The sequence below is a fragment of the Paraburkholderia fungorum genome, from assembly GCF_900099835.1.
GTDB lineage: Bacteria > Pseudomonadota > Gammaproteobacteria > Burkholderiales > Burkholderiaceae > Paraburkholderia > Paraburkholderia fungorum_A.
In genome coordinates, this window is sequence record NZ_FNKP01000001.1 from 637,450 (window position 1) to 660,349 (window position 22,900).

The 22,900-nt window shown below is 61.9% G+C and carries 23 protein-coding genes; 16 read left to right on the top strand and 7 right to left on the bottom strand.

The features are described from left to right. Positions 1-217: 217 nt before the first annotated feature. Positions 218-748 (top strand): hypothetical protein, encoded by a 531-nt coding sequence (locus tag BLS41_RS02890; protein ID WP_074762868.1) that lies wholly within the window; start codon positions 218-220, stop codon positions 746-748. 332 nt (positions 749-1,080) lie between these two features. Here the strand turns inward: BLS41_RS02890 and BLS41_RS02895 are convergent, their stop codons facing one another. After that, entirely contained in the window at positions 1,081-2,685 is a 1,605-nt protein-coding gene (locus BLS41_RS02895) for a YifB family Mg chelatase-like AAA ATPase (RefSeq protein WP_074762869.1), read from the bottom strand. 120 nt (positions 2,686-2,805) lie between these two features. Beyond that, positions 2,806-3,066, bottom strand: coding sequence for an accessory factor UbiK family protein (locus BLS41_RS02900; protein WP_074762870.1), 261 nt, complete (start codon positions 3,064-3,066; stop codon positions 2,806-2,808). A 397-nt stretch (positions 3,067-3,463) separates the two neighbouring features. Between BLS41_RS02900 and BLS41_RS02905 the strand changes: the two genes are divergently transcribed. From BLS41_RS02905 to ptsP, 7 genes are all read left to right on the top strand, one after another. Next, positions 3,464-3,802 (top strand): P-II family nitrogen regulator, encoded by a 339-nt coding sequence (locus BLS41_RS02905; protein ID WP_006048089.1) that lies wholly within the window; start codon positions 3,464-3,466, stop codon positions 3,800-3,802. A 44-nt stretch (positions 3,803-3,846) separates the two neighbouring features. Then, complete coding sequence (locus BLS41_RS02910; RefSeq protein WP_074762871.1) at positions 3,847-5,334, top strand: ammonium transporter; 1,488 nt, start codon at positions 3,847-3,849, stop codon at positions 5,332-5,334. 246 nt (positions 5,335-5,580) lie between these two features. Beyond that, the gene (gene gshA / locus BLS41_RS02915) at positions 5,581-6,870 is read left to right on the top strand and encodes a glutamate--cysteine ligase (RefSeq protein ID WP_074762872.1); all 1,290 of its coding nucleotides are present in this window, start codon (positions 5,581-5,583) and stop codon (positions 6,868-6,870) included. 102 nt (positions 6,871-6,972) lie between these two features. Next, positions 6,973-7,929, top strand: coding sequence for a glutathione synthase (gene gshB / locus BLS41_RS02920; protein ID WP_074762873.1), 957 nt, complete (start codon positions 6,973-6,975; stop codon positions 7,927-7,929). 372 nt (positions 7,930-8,301) lie between these two features. Then, the gene (locus tag BLS41_RS02925) at positions 8,302-8,829 is read left to right on the top strand and encodes a PTS sugar transporter subunit IIA (protein ID WP_074762874.1); all 528 of its coding nucleotides are present in this window, start codon (positions 8,302-8,304) and stop codon (positions 8,827-8,829) included. A gap of 129 nt (positions 8,830-8,958) precedes the next feature. Beyond that, entirely contained in the window at positions 8,959-9,228 is a 270-nt protein-coding gene (locus tag BLS41_RS02930; protein WP_074762875.1) for an HPr family phosphocarrier protein, read from the top strand. A gap of 310 nt (positions 9,229-9,538) precedes the next feature. Then, positions 9,539-11,284: a phosphoenolpyruvate--protein phosphotransferase gene (gene ptsP, locus BLS41_RS02935; protein ID WP_074762876.1), complete on the top strand. Its 1,746-nt coding sequence runs from the start codon at positions 9,539-9,541 to the stop codon at positions 11,282-11,284. An 84-nt stretch (positions 11,285-11,368) separates the two neighbouring features. On the opposite strand, the gene BLS41_RS02940 is transcribed toward ptsP, so the two are convergent. The 3 genes from BLS41_RS02940 to gpmA all read right to left on the bottom strand — a co-directional run bounded on the left by BLS41_RS02940 (position 11,369) and on the right by gpmA (position 14,928). Then, the gene (locus tag BLS41_RS02940) at positions 11,369-12,127 is read right to left on the bottom strand and encodes a HesA/MoeB/ThiF family protein (protein WP_074762877.1); all 759 of its coding nucleotides are present in this window, start codon (positions 12,125-12,127) and stop codon (positions 11,369-11,371) included. Between the two features lie 163 nt (positions 12,128-12,290). Further along, a complete protein-coding gene (locus tag BLS41_RS02945; RefSeq protein ID WP_074762878.1) occupies positions 12,291-13,865 on the bottom strand; it encodes a S41 family peptidase in 1,575 nt (524 codons plus the stop codon). A gap of 316 nt (positions 13,866-14,181) precedes the next feature. Beyond that, a complete protein-coding gene (gene gpmA / locus BLS41_RS02950) occupies positions 14,182-14,928 on the bottom strand; it encodes a 2,3-diphosphoglycerate-dependent phosphoglycerate mutase (RefSeq protein ID WP_074762879.1) in 747 nt (248 codons plus the stop codon). Between the two features lie 137 nt (positions 14,929-15,065). Here gpmA and BLS41_RS02955 point away from each other — a divergent pair, with 137 nt between their 5' ends. The 5 genes from BLS41_RS02955 to BLS41_RS02975 all read left to right on the top strand — a co-directional run bounded on the left by BLS41_RS02955 (position 15,066) and on the right by BLS41_RS02975 (position 18,041). After that, positions 15,066-15,491 carry a rhodanese-like domain-containing protein gene (locus BLS41_RS02955; protein WP_074766243.1) on the top strand — a complete coding sequence of 142 codons (426 nt, stop codon included), beginning with the start codon at positions 15,066-15,068 and terminating at the stop codon, positions 15,489-15,491. Next, entirely contained in the window at positions 15,488-15,748 is a 261-nt protein-coding gene (gene grxC, locus BLS41_RS02960) for a glutaredoxin 3 (RefSeq protein ID WP_028199035.1), read from the top strand. The genes BLS41_RS02955 and grxC overlap by 4 nt, the downstream gene beginning before the upstream one ends. A 175-nt stretch (positions 15,749-15,923) precedes the next feature. Next, positions 15,924-16,394 carry a protein-export chaperone SecB gene (secB, locus tag BLS41_RS02965; RefSeq protein WP_074762880.1) on the top strand — a complete coding sequence of 157 codons (471 nt, stop codon included), beginning with the start codon at positions 15,924-15,926 and terminating at the stop codon, positions 16,392-16,394. A gap of 22 nt (positions 16,395-16,416) precedes the next feature. After that, positions 16,417-17,415 (top strand): NAD(P)H-dependent glycerol-3-phosphate dehydrogenase, encoded by a 999-nt coding sequence (locus tag BLS41_RS02970; protein ID WP_074762881.1) that lies wholly within the window; start codon positions 16,417-16,419, stop codon positions 17,413-17,415. A 101-nt stretch (positions 17,416-17,516) separates the two neighbouring features. Continuing rightward, positions 17,517-18,041, top strand: a complete 525-nt coding sequence (locus tag BLS41_RS02975; RefSeq protein WP_074762882.1) for an O-acetyl-ADP-ribose deacetylase — start codon at positions 17,517-17,519, stop codon at positions 18,039-18,041. 31 nt (positions 18,042-18,072) lie between these two features. Here the strand turns inward: BLS41_RS02975 and trmL are convergent, their stop codons facing one another. After that, a complete protein-coding gene (gene trmL / locus BLS41_RS02980; RefSeq protein WP_074762883.1) occupies positions 18,073-18,543 on the bottom strand; it encodes a tRNA (uridine(34)/cytosine(34)/5-carboxymethylaminomethyluridine(34)-2'-O)-methyltransferase TrmL in 471 nt (156 codons plus the stop codon). Positions 18,544-18,561: 18 nt separating this feature from the next. Then, the gene (locus BLS41_RS02985) at positions 18,562-19,281 is read right to left on the bottom strand and encodes a ComF family protein (RefSeq protein ID WP_171910187.1); all 720 of its coding nucleotides are present in this window, start codon (positions 19,279-19,281) and stop codon (positions 18,562-18,564) included. A gap of 166 nt (positions 19,282-19,447) precedes the next feature. Between BLS41_RS02985 and BLS41_RS02990 the strand changes: the two genes are divergently transcribed. The 3 genes from BLS41_RS02990 (at position 19,448) to coxB (ending at position 22,900) form a co-directional block, all read left to right on the top strand. Continuing rightward, on the top strand, positions 19,448-20,416 hold the full coding sequence (locus tag BLS41_RS02990) for a methyltransferase domain-containing protein (protein WP_074762885.1): 969 nt from the start codon (positions 19,448-19,450) through the stop codon (positions 20,414-20,416). A gap of 302 nt (positions 20,417-20,718) precedes the next feature. After that, positions 20,719-21,195: a DUF2244 domain-containing protein gene (locus BLS41_RS02995; RefSeq protein WP_074766245.1), complete on the top strand. Its 477-nt coding sequence runs from the start codon at positions 20,719-20,721 to the stop codon at positions 21,193-21,195. Between the two features lie 64 nt (positions 21,196-21,259). Continuing rightward, positions 21,260-22,900: a cytochrome c oxidase subunit II gene (gene coxB / locus BLS41_RS03000; RefSeq protein WP_074762886.1), complete on the top strand. Its 1,641-nt coding sequence runs from the start codon at positions 21,260-21,262 to the stop codon at positions 22,898-22,900.

The following is a 22,900-nucleotide window of genomic DNA, read 5'->3' on the forward strand; positions in this document are numbered from 1 at the left end:
GGGCGGGAGCGGATAATGGGGCTTCATGTTCCCGTCAGTCCGATCTTCTGTCCCTATGTCCCGATTCGATTTTGGCGTTTATCGTTTGATCGTCCGTGTGGTGCGTCGTCGCTTTCCGGCTAAAGGTGGTTCGCGGCTTGCGCAGGCCCACGCCCGGTTTTCCAGTTCAGCATCGGCTTTCGCTAGCAACCCGTCTGCAAAACCGCAACTTCGGGCCATGCTTCGCACGACGGCCTGCGCGCTGGTGCTCGGCGCCGCGCTGACCGCCTGTTCGCCGACCTTCGACTGGCGAACCATCATGAACAACGATAACGGCTACACCGTCGATCTTCCCGCGAAGCCGAGCAGCGACCAGCGGGCTGTACAGATCGACGGAAAGCCCATGCAGATGGCAATGCAGACTGCCGAAGCCGGCAACGCCGTGTTCGCAGTCGGCACCGTGATGCTGCCCGACGACGCCGATGCCACCCAACGTGCCGCACTCGAATTCCTGCGCGACGGCCTCGCCCGCAATCTGAGCGCCGCGCCAGCCGCGCATGACGTGCAAATTCCGTTAGCCGCGGGCGGTAAGGTGCCCGGTCTGGAAATGCAGCTAAGCGGCGAGGCTGGAGCGCAGCACGAAACGCGCACCATCTATGCCCGACTGGTGGCGCACGGTCACCACGTCTATCAGGCCGCGATCATCGCCGCCAAACCGCTCCCTCAAGAGCAGGTCGATCAATTTTTTTCGTCGTTTCAACTGTATTGAAGCGGTACTTTTGCCCGGTTCAGCGCACTTTTAAATGAGTTAACTCAGTGAAAGTTTCTTCGTAACATCGTGCGCTAATCCCCGGTTTACGTTGAAGTTTTTCCTATCCACACGTTACCTGTGGATAACTCTGTTGAGAACTCTGCCAGATTTGCCGCAAAAGCCCATCCCGTGGGCATTCTGTCAGACGCGAGTTACGCAAGGTCTTTGAAAAAAACCAATGAAATCAACGGTTTTCTGGAGGGCCTTTCAATGCGCCTTTCAGTTGTTTCTAAATCTAACGAAGGCTTGAACTTGTGCATAAGTCAAGTCTTGACAGCGACTTTTTCTCTTTATACCGAGCCAAAAGCTCGCCGATACTGAATCGCCTCCGCAATCTGCGCGGCGCTCGGCATGGTGGCGCCCGCGAGGTCGGCGATAGTCCGCGCGACTTTCAGCACGCGATAGTAGGCTCGCGCAGACCAGCCAAAACGCTCGCCCGCTTCGCGTAGCAGCGCCTCGCCTGCGGCGTCCGGGCGACAGACGTCGTCCACCTGACGTCCGCCCAATTCGCGGTTGGTCATGCCTTGCCGGTTGATCTGACGTTCGCGTGCAGCGGCGACGCGTTGTGCAATTGGCGCGCTTGCTTCACCGGCCACGGCGGCGCGGGCCGACAGTTCCGCGGGCGTGAGCGCGGGAATTTCCAGCTGGATATCGATCCGGTCAAGCAGTGGGCCGGATAGCTTGCGCAGGTATCGCGCAGCGACGTCCGGCGTGCAGCGACAGCGGCCGCCAGGATCGCCCCGCCATCCGCATGGGCACGGATTCATCGCGGCGATCAGCTGGCACGCTGCCGGGAAGTCTGCCTGCAGCGCCGCTCGCGAAATGGTGATTCGGCCGGCTTCAAGAGGTTCACGAAGGGTCTCCAGCGCGTTCCGGTCGAATTCCGGGATTTCGTCCAAAAACAAAACGCCCAGATGAGCCAAAGTGATCTCGCCGGGCTGCGGTGGATTGCGTCCCCCGACCAGCGCCGCCGCACTCGACGAATGATGCGGCGAGCGAAACGGTCGTTGCCGCCATTGAGCTGGTGAGAAGCCCGCCCGGCTGGCCGACAGCAACGCGGCGGAACTGAGCGCTTCGTCGTCGGTCATGGGCGGAAGCAGACCAGGCAGCCGCGCGGCGAGCATCGACTTGCCCGCGCCGGGCGGCCCGATCAACAGCACGTGATGTCCACCGGCTGCCGCGACCTCCAGCGCCCGGCGAGCCGCGCGTTGGCCGATCACATCGGCCATGTCGGGAATGAGGGCCGGTGTGATTCCGGCCAGGTCGGGTGCGGCTACGGGGTAAAGCCGCGCGTCGGGCGCGTCTGCCAGATGGGCGCATAGTGACGGCAGATCCGCCGCGCCATAAACATCGACGCCGGGCACCAGGGCCGCTTCCGCTGCGCTGGCTGCAGGCAGGTAGAGCTGCGGAGTGCGCTCCGTCGGCATCTGGCCCGTCAGGGGCTCGCCACACGACGAAATCGTAGGGGAAGATGCCGGGCAGCCAGACGAACCGCCGCCGCTGCGCGCGGTCCCGCAAGCCATCGCGAACGCTCCGCGCATTGGCCGAAGCGCACCAGTCAACGACAGCTCGCCCGCAAATTCTCGATGCAGCAGCGATTCAGCGGGGATTTGCCCGCTCGCCGCGAGAATGCCGAGCGCGATCGGCAGATCGAAACGACCGGACTCTTTAGGTAAATCGGCGGGAGCCAGATTGACGGTTATTCGTCTGACGGGGAAATCGAAGCTGCAATTCTGCAGCGCCGCGCGCACGCGCTCGCGGCTTTCGCGTACTTCCAGATCGGGAAGGCCGACGATCGAAAAAGAGGGTAATCCGTTGGCGAGGTGGACCTCGACGGTTACTTCGGGCGCGCGGCCAGAGGCCGGCGCGCGACTGCGCACCACGGCAAGCGACATGTTTTCTCCCGTCGGACCGCGTGCCAAGGCGCGCGCGAGTCCCCTAAAACGCTGATGACGTCACGGCTCGCTTGCCTGTGATGTGCAGCACTACGCAGCCACGCGGCTGCGGCTGAAGCGTTAAGGCGTTTGGGTTGCCGTGACGGGCAACTTCTGTTCGAGCTCGGCGACACGGCGCTCCAGCTCTTCCAGACGGGCGCGCGTACGTACCAGCACCTGCGTCTGCGTATCGAATTCTTCGCGCGTGACCAGATCGAGTTTCGAGAAGCCCTGCGACAGCATGGCTTTGACGTTGCGTTCGACATCTTTGGCCGGCGAGTTCTTGAACAGCTCGCTCATGCGAGCCTGAAAATCGTTAAAAACGTCGTTCGGTTGTTTCATGGTGTTCCCCTTGGTGCACAAAAAATGTGCATGTTTCGTTACGTCTGTGCTTTGTTACGGCGAATGGGCTGTCTTGGTGCGTGCCCTGTTGAGTGCCGCCGCCGCATGAGCGCCTTTGGTGCGCGGCCATGCGTTGAAAACCTTCGAACACTCTAGCAACGATCCATACGCCGCGCCACCGTCCCCCGCCCGCGTTGGCCATCCGGCCAGGGCGGTTTGCGCCCCTTCTCAAAGACGCGCGGTGCGCAGTCTGACACAACATGGCATGCGAGTTGCTGTTACTGCCCCGCGCGCCCTGTCGGGAGCTTTTTACCGGCAGGCGAACGAGGCCACGCGAACGGGTTACGGGTACGCAAACGGGTTAGCAACGGGTTTAGCAAACTAAGCGAGGGATTTCATGAAACTCATTACCGCAATCATCAAGCCGTTCAAGCTCGATGAGGCGCGCGAAGCCTTGTCGGCCATCGGCGTCTCGGGCATCACGGTGACGGAAGTCAAGGGTTTTGGCCGTCAGAAAGGCCACACGGAGTTGTATCGGGGTGCTGAGTATGTGGTCGATTTTCTGCCGAAGGTGAAGATCGAGGCGGCTGTCTCGGACGACATCGTCGACCAGGCGATCGAGGCGCTCGAACGCGCGGCACGCACGGGCAAGATCGGCGACGGCAAGATTTTCGTCACGCCGATCGAGCAGGTGATTCGGATTCGCACCGGGGAGACCGGCGCGGACGCTCTGTAATACGAAAAGATAGCGACACAGATAGCGATAAGAGGAAACGAAAGATGCGCAAATTATTGATGTCCTTGCTGATGGCCGGTTCGCTGCTCGCGGGCGGTATCGGCGCTGCCCTCGCGGACGACGCGTCGGCTCCCGCAGCCGCTTCGGCGCCTGCCGACACGACGGCCAGCGCGCCGGCACCGGACGCTTCGGCACCGGCCGCCGCACCCGCAGCGTCGGCACCGGATGCGACCGCTTCCGCTCCGGCTGATGCATCGGCCGCGGCTGCTGCCGCACCGGCTGCTCCGACCGCGCCGTTCTCGGTCGATTCGTCGAAGATCAATTCGGGCGACACCGCCTGGATGCTGACCTCCACCGCGCTCGTGCTGTTCATGACGATCCCGGGTCTGGCGCTGTTCTACGGCGGCATGGTCCGCAAAAAGAGCGTGCTGGCGATCCTGATGCAAAGCTTCGCGATCACCTGCCTGGTGTCGATCATCTGGGTGGTGATCGGCTACACGCTGGCCTTCACGCCGGGTAACTCGTTCATCGGCGGCTTCTCGCGCTTCTTCATGGCGGGCATGAACTACATCAAGGGCGATAAGGCCACTACGCTGACCGTCAGCCACCTGGCCCCGACGATCCCGGAAACGGTCTATGTCGTTTATCAGATGACGTTTGCGATCATCACCCCGGCACTGATCACGGGCGCGTTTGCCGACCGTATGAAGTTCTCGGCGATGCTCGTGTTCATGACGCTGTGGTCGATCATCGTCTACTCGCCGATCGCGCACATGGTCTGGGAACCGACCGGCTGGCTGGCTACGGCAGGCATCCTCGACTTCGCGGGCGGCACGGTGGTGCACATCAACGCCGGTATCGCGGCGCTGGTCTGCGCGCTGGTGCTCGGCAAGCGTGTCGGCTACGGCAAGGAAGCCATGGCGCCGCACAACCTGACGCTCACGCTGATCGGTGGCGCGATGCTGTGGGTAGGCTGGTTCGGCTTCAACGCGGGTTCGGCAGTGGCGGCTGACGGCCGTGCCGGTTTCGCGATGTTCGCAACGCAAGTGGCAACCGCAGCAGCAGCACTCGCATGGATGTTCGCTGAATGGGCGTCCAAGGGTAAGCCGTCGGTGCTCGGTATCGTGTCGGGCGCAGTGGCAGGTCTGGTGGCAATCACGCCGGCTTCGGGCTTCGTCGGTATGACGGGTTCGCTGGTGATCGGTATCGTTGCAGGCGTGGTCTGCTACTGGTCGGCAACGTGGCTCAAGCACAAGCTCGGTTACGACGACTCGCTCGACGCGTTCGGCGTGCACTGCATCGGCGGTATCGTGGGTGCGCTGCTGACGGGTGTGTTCGCGGTGAAGGACATCGGCGGCGCGGACGGCAGCATCGTTCTGCAAGCCAAGGGCGTGCTGACGACGCTGATCTACAGCGGCGTGGTGAGCTACATCCTGCTGAAGGTCATCGACATGGTGATGGGCATTCGCGTGACGGAAGAACAGGAACGCGAAGGTCTGGACGTGAGCCTGCACGGCGAACACGTCGAATAAAGCATCGACCTGAAGTCTCCGCGGGCCCGTGCTCCCGGGCTCGCCGGATTACGAACAAGCGCAGCGATTTTGGCCCGCCTTCATGGCGGGCTTTTTTCTTGCTGGCACTCCTGGAAACAGTAGATTTCCCTGCCTATCATCCCAATAGCGAGAATGCATTCGCGTCCGCTTGCGATTGGAGAAACCGTCCCCAAATGGACAAAGCATTGGCTTTACAATCTTTTTTCTCCAGTCTGCGAGTGATCAATGGTTCCGCACCTAGTTACGGCGTTAAACGGCCCGCTGCTCGATCTTGAGCGGAAGATCCTCGACGCTACGCCCGCAATCGAACGCTGGTTCCGGCTCGAATGGCAGGAGCACACGCCGCCGTTCTACTGTTCCGTCGACCTGCGCAACGCGGGCTTCAAGCTCGCGCCGGTCGACACCAATCTATTCCCCGGCGCATTCAACAATCTGCCGCAGGAAGTGCTGCCGCTCGCGGTGCAGGCCGCGATGGCGTCGATCGAAAAGATCTGTCCCGACGCGAAAAACCTGCTGGTGATTCCCGAGCGCCACACGCGCAACGCCTTTTACCTCGAAAACGTCGCCCGGCTGGCCGCGATCATGCGCCAGGCGGGCCTGAACGTGCGTTTCGGCACGCTCGACGAAAGCATCAACGGACCGGTGACCATCGCATTGTCCGATGGTCAGAAGCTGGTGCTCGAGCCGCTCGAGCGCTCGCAGCGGCGCCTCGGCCTGAAGAATTTCGACCCGTGTTCGATTCTGCTGAACAACGATCTGTCTGGCGGCATCCCGCCGATTCTCGAAAATCTGCACGAGCAGTATCTGCTGCCGCCGCTACATGCAGGCTGGGCGGTTCGCCGTAAATCGACGCATTTCTCGTGTTATGACGACGTTGCGAAGAAGTTCGCGAAAATGGTCGAAATCGATCCGTGGATGATCAATCCTTACTTCGCGCACGTCGAAGGGGTCGATTTCCAGGAGCGTATCGGCGAAGAAGCGCTGGCCGATGCGATCGACGGCGTGCTGAAGAAGATCGCGAAGAAGTATCGCGAGTACGGCATCTCCGAGAAACCGTATGTCGTCATCAAGTCCGATGCGGGTACCTACGGCATGGGCGTGATGACGGTGCACGACGCGTCCGAAGTGGCCGCGCTCACCAAGCGCGAACGCGCGAAGATGGCGGCGACCAAAGACGGTCTCGAAGTGCACGACGTGATCGTGCAGGAAGGCGTGTACACGTTCGAGCGCATCGGCGAGGAAGTGGCCGAGCCGGTCGTCTACATGATCGACCGTTACGTGGTCGGCGGTTTCTACCGCGTGCACGGCAGCCGCGAGCGCGATCAGAATCTGAACGCGCCCGGCATGCACTTCGTGCCGCTCGGCTTCGAACATACGGCCTTGCCCGACGCGCACGCCAAGCCGGGCGCGGCGCCGCCGAACCGCTTCTACATGTACGGCGTGGTGGCCCGTCTGGGGCTGCTGGCCGCATCGGTCGAACTGGAAAAGACCGACCCGGAAGCGATCCAGGTCTAAGCCATCCTGAATGAGCGATGGCGGCATGCGTGCCGCCATCGTCATTTTCAACGACTATATTTACGAACAATGCCAAGCCCGTCAGGGCGCACCGGGAGCTTCATGGATATTCTTTTCATCGCCGATCCGCTCACGCAATTCAAGATCTACAAAGATTCGACTTACGCGATGATGGCCGAAGCGGCACGCCGCGGGCATGTGGTGTACACGTGCGAGCCGAAGCATCTGGCGTGGACGGGCGGCGACGTCGAAGCGAACGTGCAGCGTTTTGCGATTGTCGGCGACGTGACCGATCTGCATCGCGACGTCTGGTATGCCGCCGATCCCGCCGCGCCGCGCTCGCTGAAAAGCTTCAGCGCCGTGGTGATGCGTAAAGACCCGCCGTTCGACATGGAATACGTGACGTCGACGTGGCTGCTGGAAATGGCCGAACGCGGCGGTGCACGCATTTTCAACAAGCCGCAGGCGATTCGCGATCATTCGGAAAAGCTCGCAATCGGCGAATTTGCGCAGTTCGTCACGCCCACGCTGGTCACGCGCGACGCAACGCGTCTGCGGGCGTTCCACGAAGAACACGGCGACGTGATCCTCAAGCCGCTCGACGGCATGGGCGGCATGGGCGTGTTTCGCGTGAAAGCCGACGGCATGAACCTCGGTTCGATCATCGAAATGCTGAGTCACGACGGCGCGCGTTCGGTAATGGCGCAGAAATTCATCCCCGAGATCAAGGATGGAGATAAGCGCATTCTGTTGATTGGCGGTGAAGCGGTACCGTATTCGCTCGCGCGGATTCCTCAGGGGAATGAGGTGCGCGGGAATCTGGCTGCCGGCGGGTTGGGTGTTGCGCGACCGCTGACCGAGCACGATCGCAAGATCGCCGACACGCTTGCACCGGTGCTCGCCGCGCGCGGTCTGCTGCTGGTCGGACTCGATGCCATCGGCGACTGGCTGACCGAAGTCAACGTGACGAGCCCGACGTGTTTCCGCGAAATCATGGATCAGACCGGCTTCGACGTAGCAGCCATGTTCATCGACGCGCTGGAGCGTGCGGCAGCCTGACGAAAGCGGCATGATGCCGCCATCGCCGCGCCCTTGAATGCACGTGGCGACCCCCAAACTGGGTAGTAAATCCGCATCACGCGCGACACCGGATTTGGCGCGAAAATGAGCCTGCTACAATGCCCGCTCTTTCGCGCCAAGCCGGTTCAACAGCTTCCATGAGAGGCTTTCGACGTGGATTGGCGGACTATGCACGAGCAGTTCCGCAGGCAACTTCGGCAGGCAAGGCATGCAGTCCCGAGCCATGCTTCGCGAGCCGCTCGTCAAATGGTGCGTTCCAGCTCTCGTGACTGACGGCCGGTCGAGGGCGCTTGGGGAACGGGTTTCGTCCCGCTCCACAGTTCGGGGCCGTTATTTTGCAGTAAGGCTGACATGGCAGGCATTCTGATCATTGCGCACGCTCCGTTCGCCACCGCGTTGCGCGATTGTATTTCGCATATCTATGGTGGCTTGCCGGCTCGGATCGGCGTGATCGACGTTTCGCCGGATTGCGACCCTGTCCAGATGGTCGCGTTCGCGAATTCGGAAATCGAGCGCCTCAAGGAAGAAAACGGCGCGCTGGTGCTGACCGATATGTTTGGTGCGACACCGGCGAATATCGCAGGGCGCCTCGCCACCACGCCGAATGTGCGCGTGCTGTGCGGCGTCAATCTGCCGATGCTGGTGCGCGCAGTCTGTTATCGCGCGACGCCGCTCGACACCTTGGTCGACAAGGCGCTTGCAGGTGCGACCAAGGGCGTGCATGCCATCGGACCCGCTACGCCAGCGCCTGTCGCGCCCGCTGCGGCTTCCGGCGACTGCCTGCCCGCGCTACCGCCAGAGGCTGCCGCCGACACCTGTGTGCCGGCACTCCCCGAGGGCGCCGACCTGACACAAAAGGCAGACTCGGCAGGTTTATAGACAACTCGCGAGTCAGTCCTGGCGAAGCAGTCCGCAGATCGACCGACGCTTCGGGCCACGCTTCAAACGCAATGCAACTGGTTTGCAGTTTCATCTTCCACAACCTACTTACCCGCGCTTCGGACCATCATGCTGCAACAGGAAACGACTATTGTGAACAAGCTGGGGCTGCACGCGCGCGCGTCGGCCAAGTTGACGCAACTCGCGGGCAACTTCCAGGCTGAAATCTGGATGAGCCGCAATGGCCGCCGTATCAATGCGAAGAGCATCATGGGAGTGATGATGCTGGCAGCGGGTATCGGCAGCACCGTGTTGATCGAAACAGAAGGCGCCGACGAAAAAGACGCGATGGACGCATTGCTGAAACTGATTGCCGATAAATTCGGCGAGGGCCAGTGATCAGCGCGCACTCGTCGCGATGAGCGCTAACGCCGCGGTTGTCCGCGGCGTTTTTTTTAGCGCGTGACAATGCGCAGACGAAAGTCGCTGAGGTCGCAGTGAAGTGAAAAGTTGTTCGCGCGTAACTGCATGATTCGTGTTGGCGGAACGCAAGCATACGGACGTACGAGCCATGACGATGACGATAATTCGTGCTGCACTGCACACAGCCCCGGCCTACTTGCAAAGGACGCGGAATTTATAATGAACAACACAGTCTGAGAGCATTGCAGCGGTTTGCCGCGGCATCACACAACTAGAGGAGGTGCGCGTGTCCTTCACGCTGCATGGAATTCCCGTGTCACGCGGTATCGCCATCGGGCGGGCCTATCTGATCGCCCCGGCAGCACTTGACGTAGACCACTATCTGATCGAACCGGCCCAGATCGAAGGGGAGGTCGAACGCTTTCGCGCGGCCCAGCAACATGTACATCGGGAGCTGGACACGCTGCGCGCCGATCTCGCAGCAGATGCGCCGAGCGAGATGGGCGCGTTCATCAACGTTCATTCAATGATCCTGAACGATGCAATGCTCGTTCAGGAAACCATCGACCTGATCCGCACGCGCCGCTACAACGTGGAGTGGGCGCTCACGGAGCAGCTCGAACGCCTGTCGCGCCATTTCGACGATATCGAAGACGAATATCTGCGTGAGCGGAAAGCCGACATCGAGCAGGTGGTGGAGCGCGTGCTGAAGGCACTCGCTGGGGCGTCGACGGCGCTCGATGGCGTACACGGCACGTGCGACGAAATGATCGTGGTCGCGCACGACATCGCGCCGGCCGACATGATGCAGTTCAAGACGCAGACGTTCCAGGGCTTCGTCACGGATCTCGGCGGACGCACGTCGCACACGGCAATCGTCGCGCGCAGTCTCGGCATTCCGGCGGCGGTCGGCGTGCAGCACGCGAGCGCGTTGATCCGCCAGGACGATCTGATCATCGTCGATGGCGATCATGGAATTGTGATCGTCGATCCCGCGCCGATCGTGCTCGAAGAGTATTCGTATCGGCAGAGCGAAAAGGCGCTGGAGCAGCGCAAGCTTCAGCGCCTCAAATTTTCGCCGACGCAAACGCTGTGCGGCACGCGCATCGAACTGTGCGCGAACATCGAGTTGCCGGAAGACGCACGCGCGGCGGTCGATTCGGGCGCGACCGGCGTAGGCCTGTTCCGCACCGAGTTCCTGTTCATGAATCACAAGGACCGTCTGCCGGAAGAGGAGGAGCAATTCGCCGCGTATCGCCGGGCGGCCGAGTTGATGAACGGTCTGCCGGTCACGATTCGCACGATCGACGTCGGCGCCGACAAGCCGCTCGATTCGATGAGCAGCGGCGATGGTTACGAAACTGCCGCGAACCCTGCGCTGGGGCTGCGGGCGATTCGCTGGAGCCTCTCCGAGCCGCAGATGTTCCTGACGCAGTTGCGCGCGATTCTGCGCGCATCGGTGTTCGGCACGGTGAAGATTCTGATTCCGATGCTTGCGCATGCGCAGGAAATCGACCAGACGCTCGATCTGATCCGCGAAGCCAAGCGTCAACTGGACGACGCCGGCATCGCGTACGATCCGAACGTTCAGGTCGGCGCGATGATCGAGATTCCGGCGGCTGCCATCGCGTTGCCGTTGTTCCTGAAGCGGCTCGATTTTCTGTCGATCGGCACGAACGATCTGATCCAGTACACGCTGGCAATCGATCGCGCGGATAACTCTGTCGCGCATCTGTACGATCCGCTGCATCCGGCCGTGCTGCATCTGATCGCGTTCACGCTGCGTGAAGCGAAGCGCGCGGGCGTGCCGGTGTCGGTCTGCGGCGAGATGGCGGGTGATCCGGCGTTGACGCGTCTGTTGCTCGGCATGGGCCTCACCGAGTTTTCGATGCATCCGAGCCAGATCCTGGTGGTCAAGCAGGAGGTGCTGCGCTCGCATCTGAAGACGCTGGAGAAGCCGGTGGCCGATGTGCTGGCTTCGTTCGAACCGGAAGAGGTGCAGGCAGCATTGAAGCTGGTGTCGCTGGCTTGATGGCTCGCTGGTTTCGCTGCCTGAAATGACAAACGCCGCACATGTGCGGCGTTTGTCATTTAGCGTCCAGAAGAAACAGGTTCATCAATCGTGATGCTTCGATCCGCATACCGGGCAATCCGGCTGACGCGCAATGCGCATCGTGTTCCATTCCATGCGTAACGAATCGAGCATGGTCAACCGGCCGACCAGAGGCGTACCGATTGCGCCGATCACCTTGAGCGCTTCAGCCGCCTGCATCGATCCGATGATGCCGACCGTCGGTGCGAACACGCCCATGGTCGAGCACGCGACTTCCTCGAACGGCTGGTCTTCGGGAAACACGCACGCGTAGCACGGCGACGCCTGATCGCGGAAATCGAACGTGCTGATCTGGCCGTCGAAGCGCAACGCCGCGCCCGACACGAGCGGCACGCTGTGCTTCACGCACGCACGGTTGATCGCATGACGCGTTGCGAAGTTATCGGTGCAATCGAGCACGACCGTCGCGTTCGGCACTTCGCGATCGAGCCAGGCATCGTCGACACGCTCGGCCACCGCGTTCACCACGACTTCAGGATTGATCTGCGCGATCGCGTCGCGGCCGGACTCCACCTTCTTGCGCCCAACCGACGCGCTCACATGAAGGATCTGCCGTTGCAGATTGGTCAGATCGACGGTATCGGCATCGACCAGCGTCAGCTTGCCGACGCCTGCCGCCGCGAGATACATGGCGGCTGGCGAACCCAAGCCGCCTGCGCCGACGATGATCGCGTGAGCATCGATAAAACGCTGCTGCGCTTCTATGCCGATTTCATCGACGAGGATGTGGCGGGAGTAGCGGAGGAGTTGATCGTCATTCATGGCGGAGCGCGTGAGTGTGTCGCGCGATGGACGGCAAACCGGAGGTCTGCAGCGCGCGTTTCGTGTTGTTATTTTAATCGCGCAGAGGGTGGGATCGCTGAGGGTGATACTGCGTGTCTGCGCCGCAAGAGTTGCGGCGCAGACACGCTGACAGGCTTGCTGCTTACTTACCTTGCGTTGCCGGAGCCGAGGCCGGCGCCGTGCCCGATGCGCCCGGAACCGGCTGCGTCGGCTTCACTGCGACCGGCGCGGACGCCGAAGTTTCCGGCTTGTTCTGCGCGAGACGGCGCTCGGACAGCGACTTCGATTCCTGCACCGGCTTGCCTTCGAGCTTGTTCAGACCTTGCTGCATCATGAAGTCGTCGGCCGAACCGAATTCAACCGGCTTGCGATCACGATCTTTCTGACGCTGTTCCGGCGTCTTCTTGTCGTTCGCTTCTTCGAGCAGGCGCAGTTGGTCCATACGGTCCTGTTCGCGCTGTTCCGCTTCCTTCTTCTCGTTCGGATCTTGCGTGTTCGCAAGGTGATTCGAGTAGTCGACTTCACGGGTCACGAGTGCGTCGTCCGGATCGCCGTCTGCGTATTGATCGACCGCGACGTCAGGACGGATGCCCTTGTTCTGGATCGAACGGCCGCTCGGCGTGTAGTAGTACGCCGTGGTCAGACGCAGCGCGGTGTCGGCGGTCATCGGGCGGACGGTTTGCACCGAGCCCTTGCCGAACGTGGTCTTGCCGACGATCAGCGCACGGCGTTGATCCTGCAGCGCGCCAGCGACGATTTCCGACGCCGATGCCGAGTAGGCGTTGGTCAGCACGACCATCGGCACGGTCTTGAAGATTGCCGGGACGTCTTTCAGCGGATCGCTGTCGAAAGATTGCAGACGGTAGTTGTCGTACGTGTCGCGGTAGACCTGCTTCGAGTCCGGAATCTGACCGTTGGTCGACACCACCACCGAGTTCGGCGGCAGGAACGCGCCTGCTACGCCGACCGCGCTTTGCAGCAGACCGCCGCCGTTGTTACGCAGATCGAGGATCAGTCCCTTCAGGTTCGGCGACTGGCGCGCGATGTCTTGCAGCTTCGCTGCGAGATCCGGCACGGTGCGTTCCTGGAAGCTGGTGATACGGACATACGCGTAGCCCGGTGCGAGCACCTTGCCCTTGACCGACTGCACCTTGATGATGGCGCGCGTGACGGTGAGCGGGAACGTGCGGTCGTCGGTCTTGCGGAAGATCGTAAGCGTGACCTTGGTGCCCGGATCGCCGCGCATCTGCTTGACCGCCTGGTCGAGCGTCATGCCGCGAACCGGCTTGTCGTTGATACGCGTGATCAGGTCGCCCGGACGGATGCCTGCGCGGAACGCGGGCGTGTCTTCGATCGGCGAAATCACCTTGATCAGGCCGTCTTCCGACGAAATTTCGATGCCGAGACCTGCGAAGCGACCCTTGGTCTGCTCCTGCAGTTCTTCGTAATCGGTCTTGTCGAGGTACGACGAGTGCGGGTCGAGGCTCGACACCATGCCCTTGATTGCGGCGGTGAGGAGCTTTTTATCGTCGACCGGTTCGACGTATTCATGTTTGATCTGCCCGAACACTTCGGCGAAGAGCCTGAGCTGGTCTAGCGGCAGCGGTGCGGTGGCACTGGCGGGCTGCTGTGCCGAAGCGGAAAGTTGCAGGGTGGCAAATGCCCCGGTAGCAAGGCCCACGGCAATCAGGCCGATATTTTTCAGGTTCTTTCGCATAGAGTCTGTTGCGGTCGGAAGCGCGTGGCAGCGTCGTTAGAGATTTGGACGGACAAGTATAACTGCACACTCGCCCAGTCAGGGCGCGGCGCAGGCAATCGTGATTCGACAGCATGCTACGGGCCTGGTTCGTGGGATCAGGCTCGCGATTGCAAAGAATGGTGCGGTAGCGCGCGCAGGATGGCGGAGCCCGCCTGCGTGCCCGATGTCAGCCGCTCTTGCTGGTCTTCGCAAAACTGTATTTCCGAACGGCCGGTGCTGGTGGCCGTGGCTCTTTGGTGGTTTCAGCGAAGGGCCACAGCCGGGTACGTTGGACTTAGCCCGCTTTGCCCTGCTTCGCGACGGCGGCTTGCGCCTTCGCGATCGCGTCCTGGTCGCCGAGGTAGTAATGCGTGATCGGCTTCAGGTTTTCGTCGAGTTCATAGACGAGCGGCACGCCATTCGGAATATTCAGGCCGACGATGTCGTCGTCGGAAATATTGTCGAGGTACTTGACCAGCGCGCGGATCGAATTGCCGTGCGCGGCTATCACGACTTTGCGGCCCGACTTGATGGCCGGCGCGATCGACTCGTTCCACAGCGGCAGCACGCGCGCCACGGTGTCTTTCAGGCACTCGGTGAGCGGCAGCTGCTCGCGCGGCACCTTGGCGTAACGCGGATCGCTGTACGGCGCGCGCTCGTCGGTCGGCTCGAGGGCCGGCGGCGGCGTGTCGTAGCTACGGCGCCAGACCAGCACCTGTTCGTCGCCGAACTTCGCGGCCGTTTCCGCCTTGTTCAGACCCGACAGCGCGCCGTAGTGACGTTCGTTCAGACGCCACGAATGCACTACCGGCAGATACATCAGATCCATTTTGTCCTGCACGTGCCACAGCGTGCGGATCGCGCGCTTGAGCACCGACGTGTACGCGATGTCGAACGAATAGCCGGATTCCTTCAACAGCACGCCTGCCTGCTGCGCTTCGCTGTTGCCCTGTTCCGTGAGGTCGACGTCGACCCAGCCCGTGAAGCGGTTTTCCTTGTTCCACGTCGATTCGCCGTGGCGGATGAGAACGAGTTTGTACATGAGATTGCCGGTCGGTAGTGAGGAAGCGGTCAAGCGCTGCGGAGGTCCTCTAGAGGAGCGCCGCCATCGCGTCAGACGGTTATTTTATAATGGGTCGATTGCCCTTTTCGATTTCTCTCTTTTTCGGCGGATTTTCCGTGAAGTTTTTCACTGATTACACAAACCTTGTACTGATCGCGATCGTCCTCATCTCCGGTGGGTTGCTGCTGTGGCCGACGATCAGCCGGCGCGGCCGTGGTGGCCTGTCGGCCGCTGAAGCCACGCAACTGATCAACCGGCGCAATGCGGCGGTTATCGACCTGCGTCCCGCCGCCGACTACGCCAAAGGGCATCTGCCCGCGGCACGGCACCTTGAATTCGCTGAATTGCAGGCGAAAGTCGCGCAACTCGTGAAGAACAAGAGCAACCCGGTGCTGCTGGTGTGCCAGACCGGCCAGCAGTCGAACAAGGCAGCGCGTATCGTGCAGGATGCAGGGTATGCGGAAGTCCATGTTCTCGAAGGCGGTGTCGACGCCTGGACGAAAGCCGGTATGCCGGTTGTGAAACAAGGAGCAGCCAAGTGAACAAAGTGATCATGTACAGCACCCAGGTGTGCCCGTATTGCCAGATGGCCGAACGTCTTTTAAAGTCGCGCGGCGTCGAGCACGTTGAAAAGGTACTGATCGACAAGGACCCGGCCCGTCGCGAAGAAATGATGACCCGGACCGGTCGTCGCACGGTGCCGCAGGTGTTCATCGGCGAGACGCATGTCGGCGGTTACGATGATCTTTCCGCGCTCGATCGCGCGGGCGGTCTGATGCCGCTGCTCGAAGCCGCCTGAACCCGCTGTCCGAAGTCGTGCGCCCGCGGGCGTGCGATCGGGCGGCTTAAGCAGGCGGGTGACACACAAGCCGCCGCAATGTCGTCCCAACGGGGCGCACTATGCGGTGCAACGATCTGGCGGCCCATGCAGTCATGGGTCGCTGCCATGCATATCAATCAGGAATCACTCAATCATGTCCGACGAGAATAACCAGCCGTTCTTCAACATTCAGCGCATCTATTTGAAGGACATGTCGCTCGAGCAGCCGAATTCGCCGGGCATCTTCCTCGAGCAGGAAATGCCGTCGGTCGAAGTCGAAGTCGACGTGAAGGCCGAGCGTCTCGCCGACACCGTGTTCGAAATCCTCGTCACGGGCACGGTCACGGCCAAGGTGTCGGACAAGGTTGCATTCCTGATCGAAGCCAAGCAAGCCGGCATTTTCGACATCCGCAACATCCCGGCTGAGCAGATCGACCCGCTGGTCGGCATTGCCTGCCCGACGATCCTGTTCCCGTACCTGCGCTCGAACATCGCCGACGCGATCACCCGCGCTGGTTTCCCGCCGATCCACCTGGCCGAAATCAACTTCCAGGCACTGTACGAGCAACGCCTCGCGCAGATGGGCAGCCAGGAAGGCGCGGCGCAGAACGGCGTCACGCACTAACGTGTCGCAGGCAGTGCCGGCTATGAAGGTTGCTGTCCTCGGCGCCGGTGCATGGGGCACGGCCCTCGCCGGGCACCTGGCCCTACGGCACGACACGCTGTTGTGGGCGCGCGAGTCCGCGCTCATCGACGATCTCCGCGCTTCGAACGAAAACGCCCGCTATCTGGCGGGCGTTGCTTTGCCGCCCGCGCTTCGCTACGAAGCGGACCTGCTCGCAGCGCTCGACCACGCGCTCGCCGACGACGCGTTGTGCGTCGTGGCAACGCCCGTGGCCGGTCTGCGCGGTCTGTTCCGGGCGATGCGCGACGCGGGCAAGGTGCCGGCGCATATCGTGTGGCTGTGCAAGGGGTTCGAAGCCGAGTCGCAGTTGTTGCCGCATCAGGTGGTCGCGGCGGAATTGCCGGCGCATAGCAGTAACGGCGTGCTGTCCGGCCCGAGCTTCGCGCGCGAAGTCGGGCAGCGTCTGCCGGTTGCGTTGACGATCGCGAGCGCGTCCGCTGCGTGCCGCGAGCATACGGTTGCCGCGTTTCATCACGACGCGATGCGCATCTATACCGGCGACGACGTCGTCGGCGTGGAAGTGGGCGGTGCAGTGAAGAACGTGCTGGCCATTGCAACGGGCATCGCCGATGGACTCGGCCTCGGTCTGAATGCGCGTGCGGCGTTGATCACGCGCGGGTTGGCCGAAATGTCGCGCCTCGGCGTGACGCTCGGCGGACGGGCGGAGACGTTCACCGGTTTGACCGGTCTGGGCGATCTGATCCTGACCGCAACCGGCGATCTGTCGCGCAATCGTACGGTGGGCATGCAACTCGCCACTGGCCGTACGCTCGACGATATTCTCGGCGCGCTCGGTCACGTTGCCGAAGGCGTGCGTTGTGCGCAGGCGGTTCTCGCGATTGCGCGTGCTCATGCAATCGAGATGCCGATCACGCAGGCGGTTTGCGCCGTGCTGTTCGACGGCGTAGCGCCTCGCGACGCCGTCAGCGCCCTGCTGCGGCGCGATTCCAAAGCTGAATAAGCGTTGTCTTTCAGCCGTTTAGCGTGGTTCGACGCTGAACGGCTGCTCAATTTCGCGGTCCACGTTTTTATCGATGCTTCGGATCGGCGAGGTTTCCCATCATGTTCAGGTTCAACGGATGCACGCTGGAAGCATGCGTGGTCGACATCACGACGCTTGCTGTGGACGCGATCGTCAACGCGGCGAACACGTCTTTATTAGGTGGAGGAGGCGTGGACGGCGCGATTCATCGCGCGGCGGGAAAGGAGTTGCTGCGCGAATGCGAAACGCTGGGCGGCTGTGCGACCGGCGACGCGAAACTCACCGGCGGCTATCGCTTGCCCGCCAGGCACGTGATCCACGCAGTTGGCCCGGTGTGGCGGGGCGGCGCGCACGGCGAGGCTGAATTACTGGCCTCCTGCTATCGCCGGTCGCTGGAAATCGCGCAGCAGGCGCAGTGCACGAGCATCGCGTTTCCCGCGATCAGTTGCGGGATCTACCATTTCCCCGCCGACCAGGCCGTGCAAATCGCGCTCAATACCGTGCTCGGGACGCTCCCGCGCACGCCGCAAATTGAACGAGTGGTGTTCGCCTGTTTCGACGACGCCATGTTCGCGCGCTATGAAGCGGCATTGAATCAGCGCTGAAAGCGGCACCTGACGCCGCCTTTACGCGATCTCAAGCGCCGCCGTCGAAGCCCGTCTGGCGCCACGCTTCGAACACCACGATTGCCACCGTATTCGACAGATTCAGGCTGCGGTTGCCGGGTCGCATCGGCAGACGGACGCGTTGTTCGCCCGCGAACTGGTCGAGCACCGAGTCAGGCAGGCCGCGCGTTTCGGCGCCGAACACAAACCAGTCGCCCGACTGGAAAGCATGCTCGTGAAAACGGCCCGAGCCGCGCGTCGTGAACGCGAACATGCGCGACGGATCAGGCGTCTCCTTGGCGACGAACGCTGCCCAATCGGCATGCACATTCATTTGCGCATATTCGTGATAGTCGAGGCCGGCGCGGCGCAGCTTGGCATCGTCGAGCGGAAAGCCGAGCGGCTCGATCAGATGCAAACGCGCGCCCGTATTGGCGCACAGGCGAATCACGTTGCCGGTGTTCGGCGGAATTTCCGGTTCTACGAGAACGACATTGAACATAGCGAGATCAGTAGGAGACTAGTTTTTTGGAGTGCGCAGCGCGACGAAGTTCGTGACCCGTCGTGCGCCAGCTGCTTTGAGCGTGTGGGCGAGCGCTTCGAGTGTGGCGCCGGTCGTCATGACGTCGTCCACAATACCAACGTGCAGACCGCGCACCGGTTTAGCGACCCGGAACGCGCGCCCCACGTTCTGCCGACGCGCGTCGTGATCGAGCCGTGACTGCGGTGCCGTGTCGAGCACCCGTTGCAGCAAGGTTGCATCGCTTCGTACTCGCAGCGCGCGAGCCAGCGGTTTCGCGATCTGCCAGGCCTGGTTGTAACCGCGCTCGGTGAGGCGTCGGCGAGCCAGGGGCACGGGTGCGATCACGTCGGGCCAGTCGGTTGAGTCATCCGCCGCGTCTTGTGCGAGCCGCGCGAGGCGTCGTGCGAATTCGTCGGCGAGCATCAGCCGGGCGCGGAATTTCAGACCGACGGCCAGCGTGTCCAATGGCGGACGGTAATCGGCGAGGGCAAAACTCGCGTCGAACGGCGGCGGCGCATCGCTGCAATCCCCGCAGCGAAACGAAGCGCGGCTCGAACGACCTGTGCGGCCCGCGCGACGCGAGGACGCCAGCGGCACCGCGCACACCGTGCAGCGCGAGCGCGCTTCGTTCCAGTAGGCTTCGTCACAGCCACCACACAACACGTTATGCGACAAATTGCCACATAACGCGCAGAGATTCGGTAAAGCGATTTGCACAACCTGGGGCCATACCGAATGCCAACTGCTCGCGAAACGCGAGAAGCTGCTAGCGAAAGACGAAGAAGAGGGGCGGAATGGCACGTGTGGGCGACCGCGAGGGCCGTTCGGCTGAATGCAAATAAGCGAACGAGTATACTTCGTGCTCTACGCCAGCACGACACCCATGTCCCCAACTCCCGCTCAATCTGGCCGTCCGGCCTATGATTCCCGGCGCCTCCGGCGTATTTTCGACCGTCGCGCCGAGACTTTCGGCGACGTCGCATTCCTGCCGCGCGAAATTGCGCAACGCATGCGCGAGCGTCTCGACTTCATCAAGGTCGCGCCGACGAGCGTGCTCGACGCCGGTTGCGGCGCGGGCGAAGACATCCCCGCACTGCGCGAACGCTTTCCCGAGGCACCGGTGTTCGGCACCGATCTGTCGCGCGGGATGCTCGCACGAGCGTTACACCATGACTCCGGCGACACCAGCTGGCGGCGCTTTTTGCCGGCATCGCTCGGCAAGGCGCTCGGCGCGCGTGGTCCGCGATTCGCGCAAGCCGACTTTTCCGCGTTGCCGTTTGCGGGCGGCGCGTTCGAGTTCATCTGGTCGAATCTCGCGTTGCATTGGCACTCGCGGCCCGATCTCGTGTTCCCCGAGTGGCAACGTGTACTCAAGGTGAATGGTCTGCTGATGTTCAGCACGCTCGGCCCGGACACGCTCAAGGAGCTGCGCGGCGCCTATGCTGAAGTAGAGGCGGCTCACGGTGCGGCATCGCGCAAGCATGTGATCGATTTCGTCGATATGCACGACCTCGGCGATATGCTGGTCGAAAGCGGCTTCGAAATTCCGGTGATGGACCAGGAGACGATCACGATCACGTACAAGTCGCCCGAGTCGCTGCTTGCCGATGTGCGGCGCTGGGGCGCTTATCCGTTCGAACGTGACACGGCGTCGGCTGCCCCGGCGGCGCGCCGGTTGCACAAGGCTTTGCTGGCTGCACTGGAAGCGCGTCGTCGCGCCGACGGCACCATCGCGCTGACTTTCGAAGTGATTTACGGACACGCGTGGAAGGCCGTTCCGAGGACTACCGCGGAAGGGCACGGCATCGTTCGAATCGAGGACATTGGCAGGGGTTCACAGAGGAATCGTTGACGCGGAAAGAGGGCATCTGTTATGTCTGAAATTTCCGCTTCAAAAAGACCCGCAAAAGACCCGTGAAAATGGCGGAAAGGCTTGTCCTGTCGGGCTTTCGGGCCAATCGGGGCTTGCTTGTGGATGCTCTGGATCGCGCCTATAATGCGTCAGTTTGTCGCCCGGAGTTCCCACATCAGGCGCGGCAGACCGAGGCGCAGGGCTGCAACATGAAGTGAAGCTGAAGTGACGCGGTATGGTTCATGCGGCCAGATTTCTGGCAGCAAGGAATGGCCGAAGGCGGTGATTCGCAGGAGGCAGCGTTGGGCGCATCAGATCATCTGTTGGCAGATTCTGAGCCGGTCCTCAAAGACTGGACGATGAAACGCAACTGCTCGATCTCGCCCCGGCAGTTCATCTGTCTCTACGTGTCACTTGCGTTGTTCTCGCTGGCAATTGCATTCATGCTGGTTCTGGTCGGCGCCTGGCTGGTGCTGCCGTTCACCGGAATCGAATTGCTGGCGGTCGGTATCGCCTTTGCCATCTATGCGCGTCATGCTGTGGATTACGAGCGGATCCGGCTGTATCCGAATCGGCTCGTGATAGAGCAGGTCAGTGCCGAGCAGCTTACGCAGTTCGAATTCAATCCGTGCTGGGTGCGGATCGAGCCGGGCGCAACGCCGCGTGACCACATCAAACTGGTTTCGCGCGGCCAGACGATCATGATCGGGCAACATCTCGCGCAGTATCGGCGCGCGCAGTTCGCAGACGAATTGCGTATATGGCTCGCACGTTGTTAGACGTGCCAGGCACGAAGCGTTCAACCGGAATGCGAGAAAGCTGCCAGCGGGGTCGAGAGTTTGAATGGAAAATTTGGGTAAGGAAGCTATGAAAACAATCAAGCGAGCGCTCATGGGCGTGCTGGCGACAAGCGGACTGCTTTTCGCCGGAGCTGCCCTGGCAGTAGGTGATGCTCCTGGCGGCCCTGCCGTCAACGCCATCAACCTTCAGCCGCCTGCGTCAAAAATCGCTGAGGAGCTATTCAGCCTGCATATGTTCATGCTGGCGCTTTGCACGGTGATTTTTGTCGGCGTGTTCGCCGTGATGTTTTATTCGGTCTTTGCGCACCGCAAATCGAAAGGCCATAAAGCTTCGAATTTCCACGAAAGCACCACGGTCGAAATTATCTGGACGATCGTGCCGTTCGTGATCGTCGTCTTGATGGCGCTGCCCGCCACCAAGACCGTCGTCGCGATGAAGGACACCTCGAACGCCGACCTCACCATCAAGGTCACCGGCTATCAGTGGAAATGGGGTTACGACTACGTGAAGGGCCCGGGCGAGGGCATCGGCTTCCTGTCCACGCTGGCTACGCCGCGTGCGCAAACCGACGGTCATGAACCGATCGGCACGCTGTATCTGCAGGAAGTCGACAATCCGCTGGTCGTCCCGGTCGACAAGAAAATCCGCATCATCACCACTGCGAACGACGTGGTCCACTCCTGGTACGTGCCGGCATTCGGCGTGAAGCAGGACGCGATTCCGGGCTTCGTGCGCGATACGTGGTTCAAGGCTAACCGGGTCGGCACATTCCGCGGCTTCTGTACGGAACTCTGCGGCAAGGAACACGCGTTCATGCCGGTCGTAGTCGAAGTGCTGTCCGCAGACGACTACGCGAAGTGGGTGGACGTGCAGAAGAAGAAAATGGCCGCAGGCCAGGACGATCCGAACAAGACCTACACGTTGGCAGAGTTGATGGAGCGAGGCGGCAAGGTGTATGCAGCGAACTGCGCGGTGTGCCACCAGCCGACCGGCAAGGGCGCGGGCGAATTCCCGGCGCTCGACGGCAGCAAGATTGCCAACGGCCCGATCGCCCAGCACGTCAGCCTCGTGCTGAAGGGCAAGAACGCAATGCCTTCGTGGGCGCCGACGCTGAACGACGTCGAAATCGCTTCGGTGATCACGTACGAACGTAATTCGTGGGGTAACCACACCGGCGACATTCTCCAGCCGAAGCAGGTCGCGGATGCCCGTAACGGCAAGCTGCCCGAAGGCGGCGACCATCTCGCCGACGCGGGCGCGGCGGCGGCTGCGAGCGGTGCGGCTGCAGGCGCAAGCGGCGCAGAAGCGGCATCGGCCGCGCCGGCAGCCGCGGCACCTGCATCCGATAACGCAGCGGCGCCGCAGGCCGACCTGCCGGCGAGCGTCTACTTCGACACGGGCAAGAGCACGCTGCCGGCTGACGCGAAAGCGGCAGTCGACGCAGCCGCGGCCTACGCGAAAGCGCATCCGGACGCGAAATTCACGTTGTCGGGCTACACCGACGCCACCGGTTCCGCCGAGCTCAACGCGAAGCTCGCGAAGACCCGTGCCGAAGCCGTGCGCGACGCGCTCAAGGCAGCCGGCATCGCAGAAGACAAAATTATTTTAAAGAAACCGGAAACGGTCACTGGCGGCAGCGACGCAAAAGCAGCACGACGCGTTCAGATCGACGCGGCTGCCTGA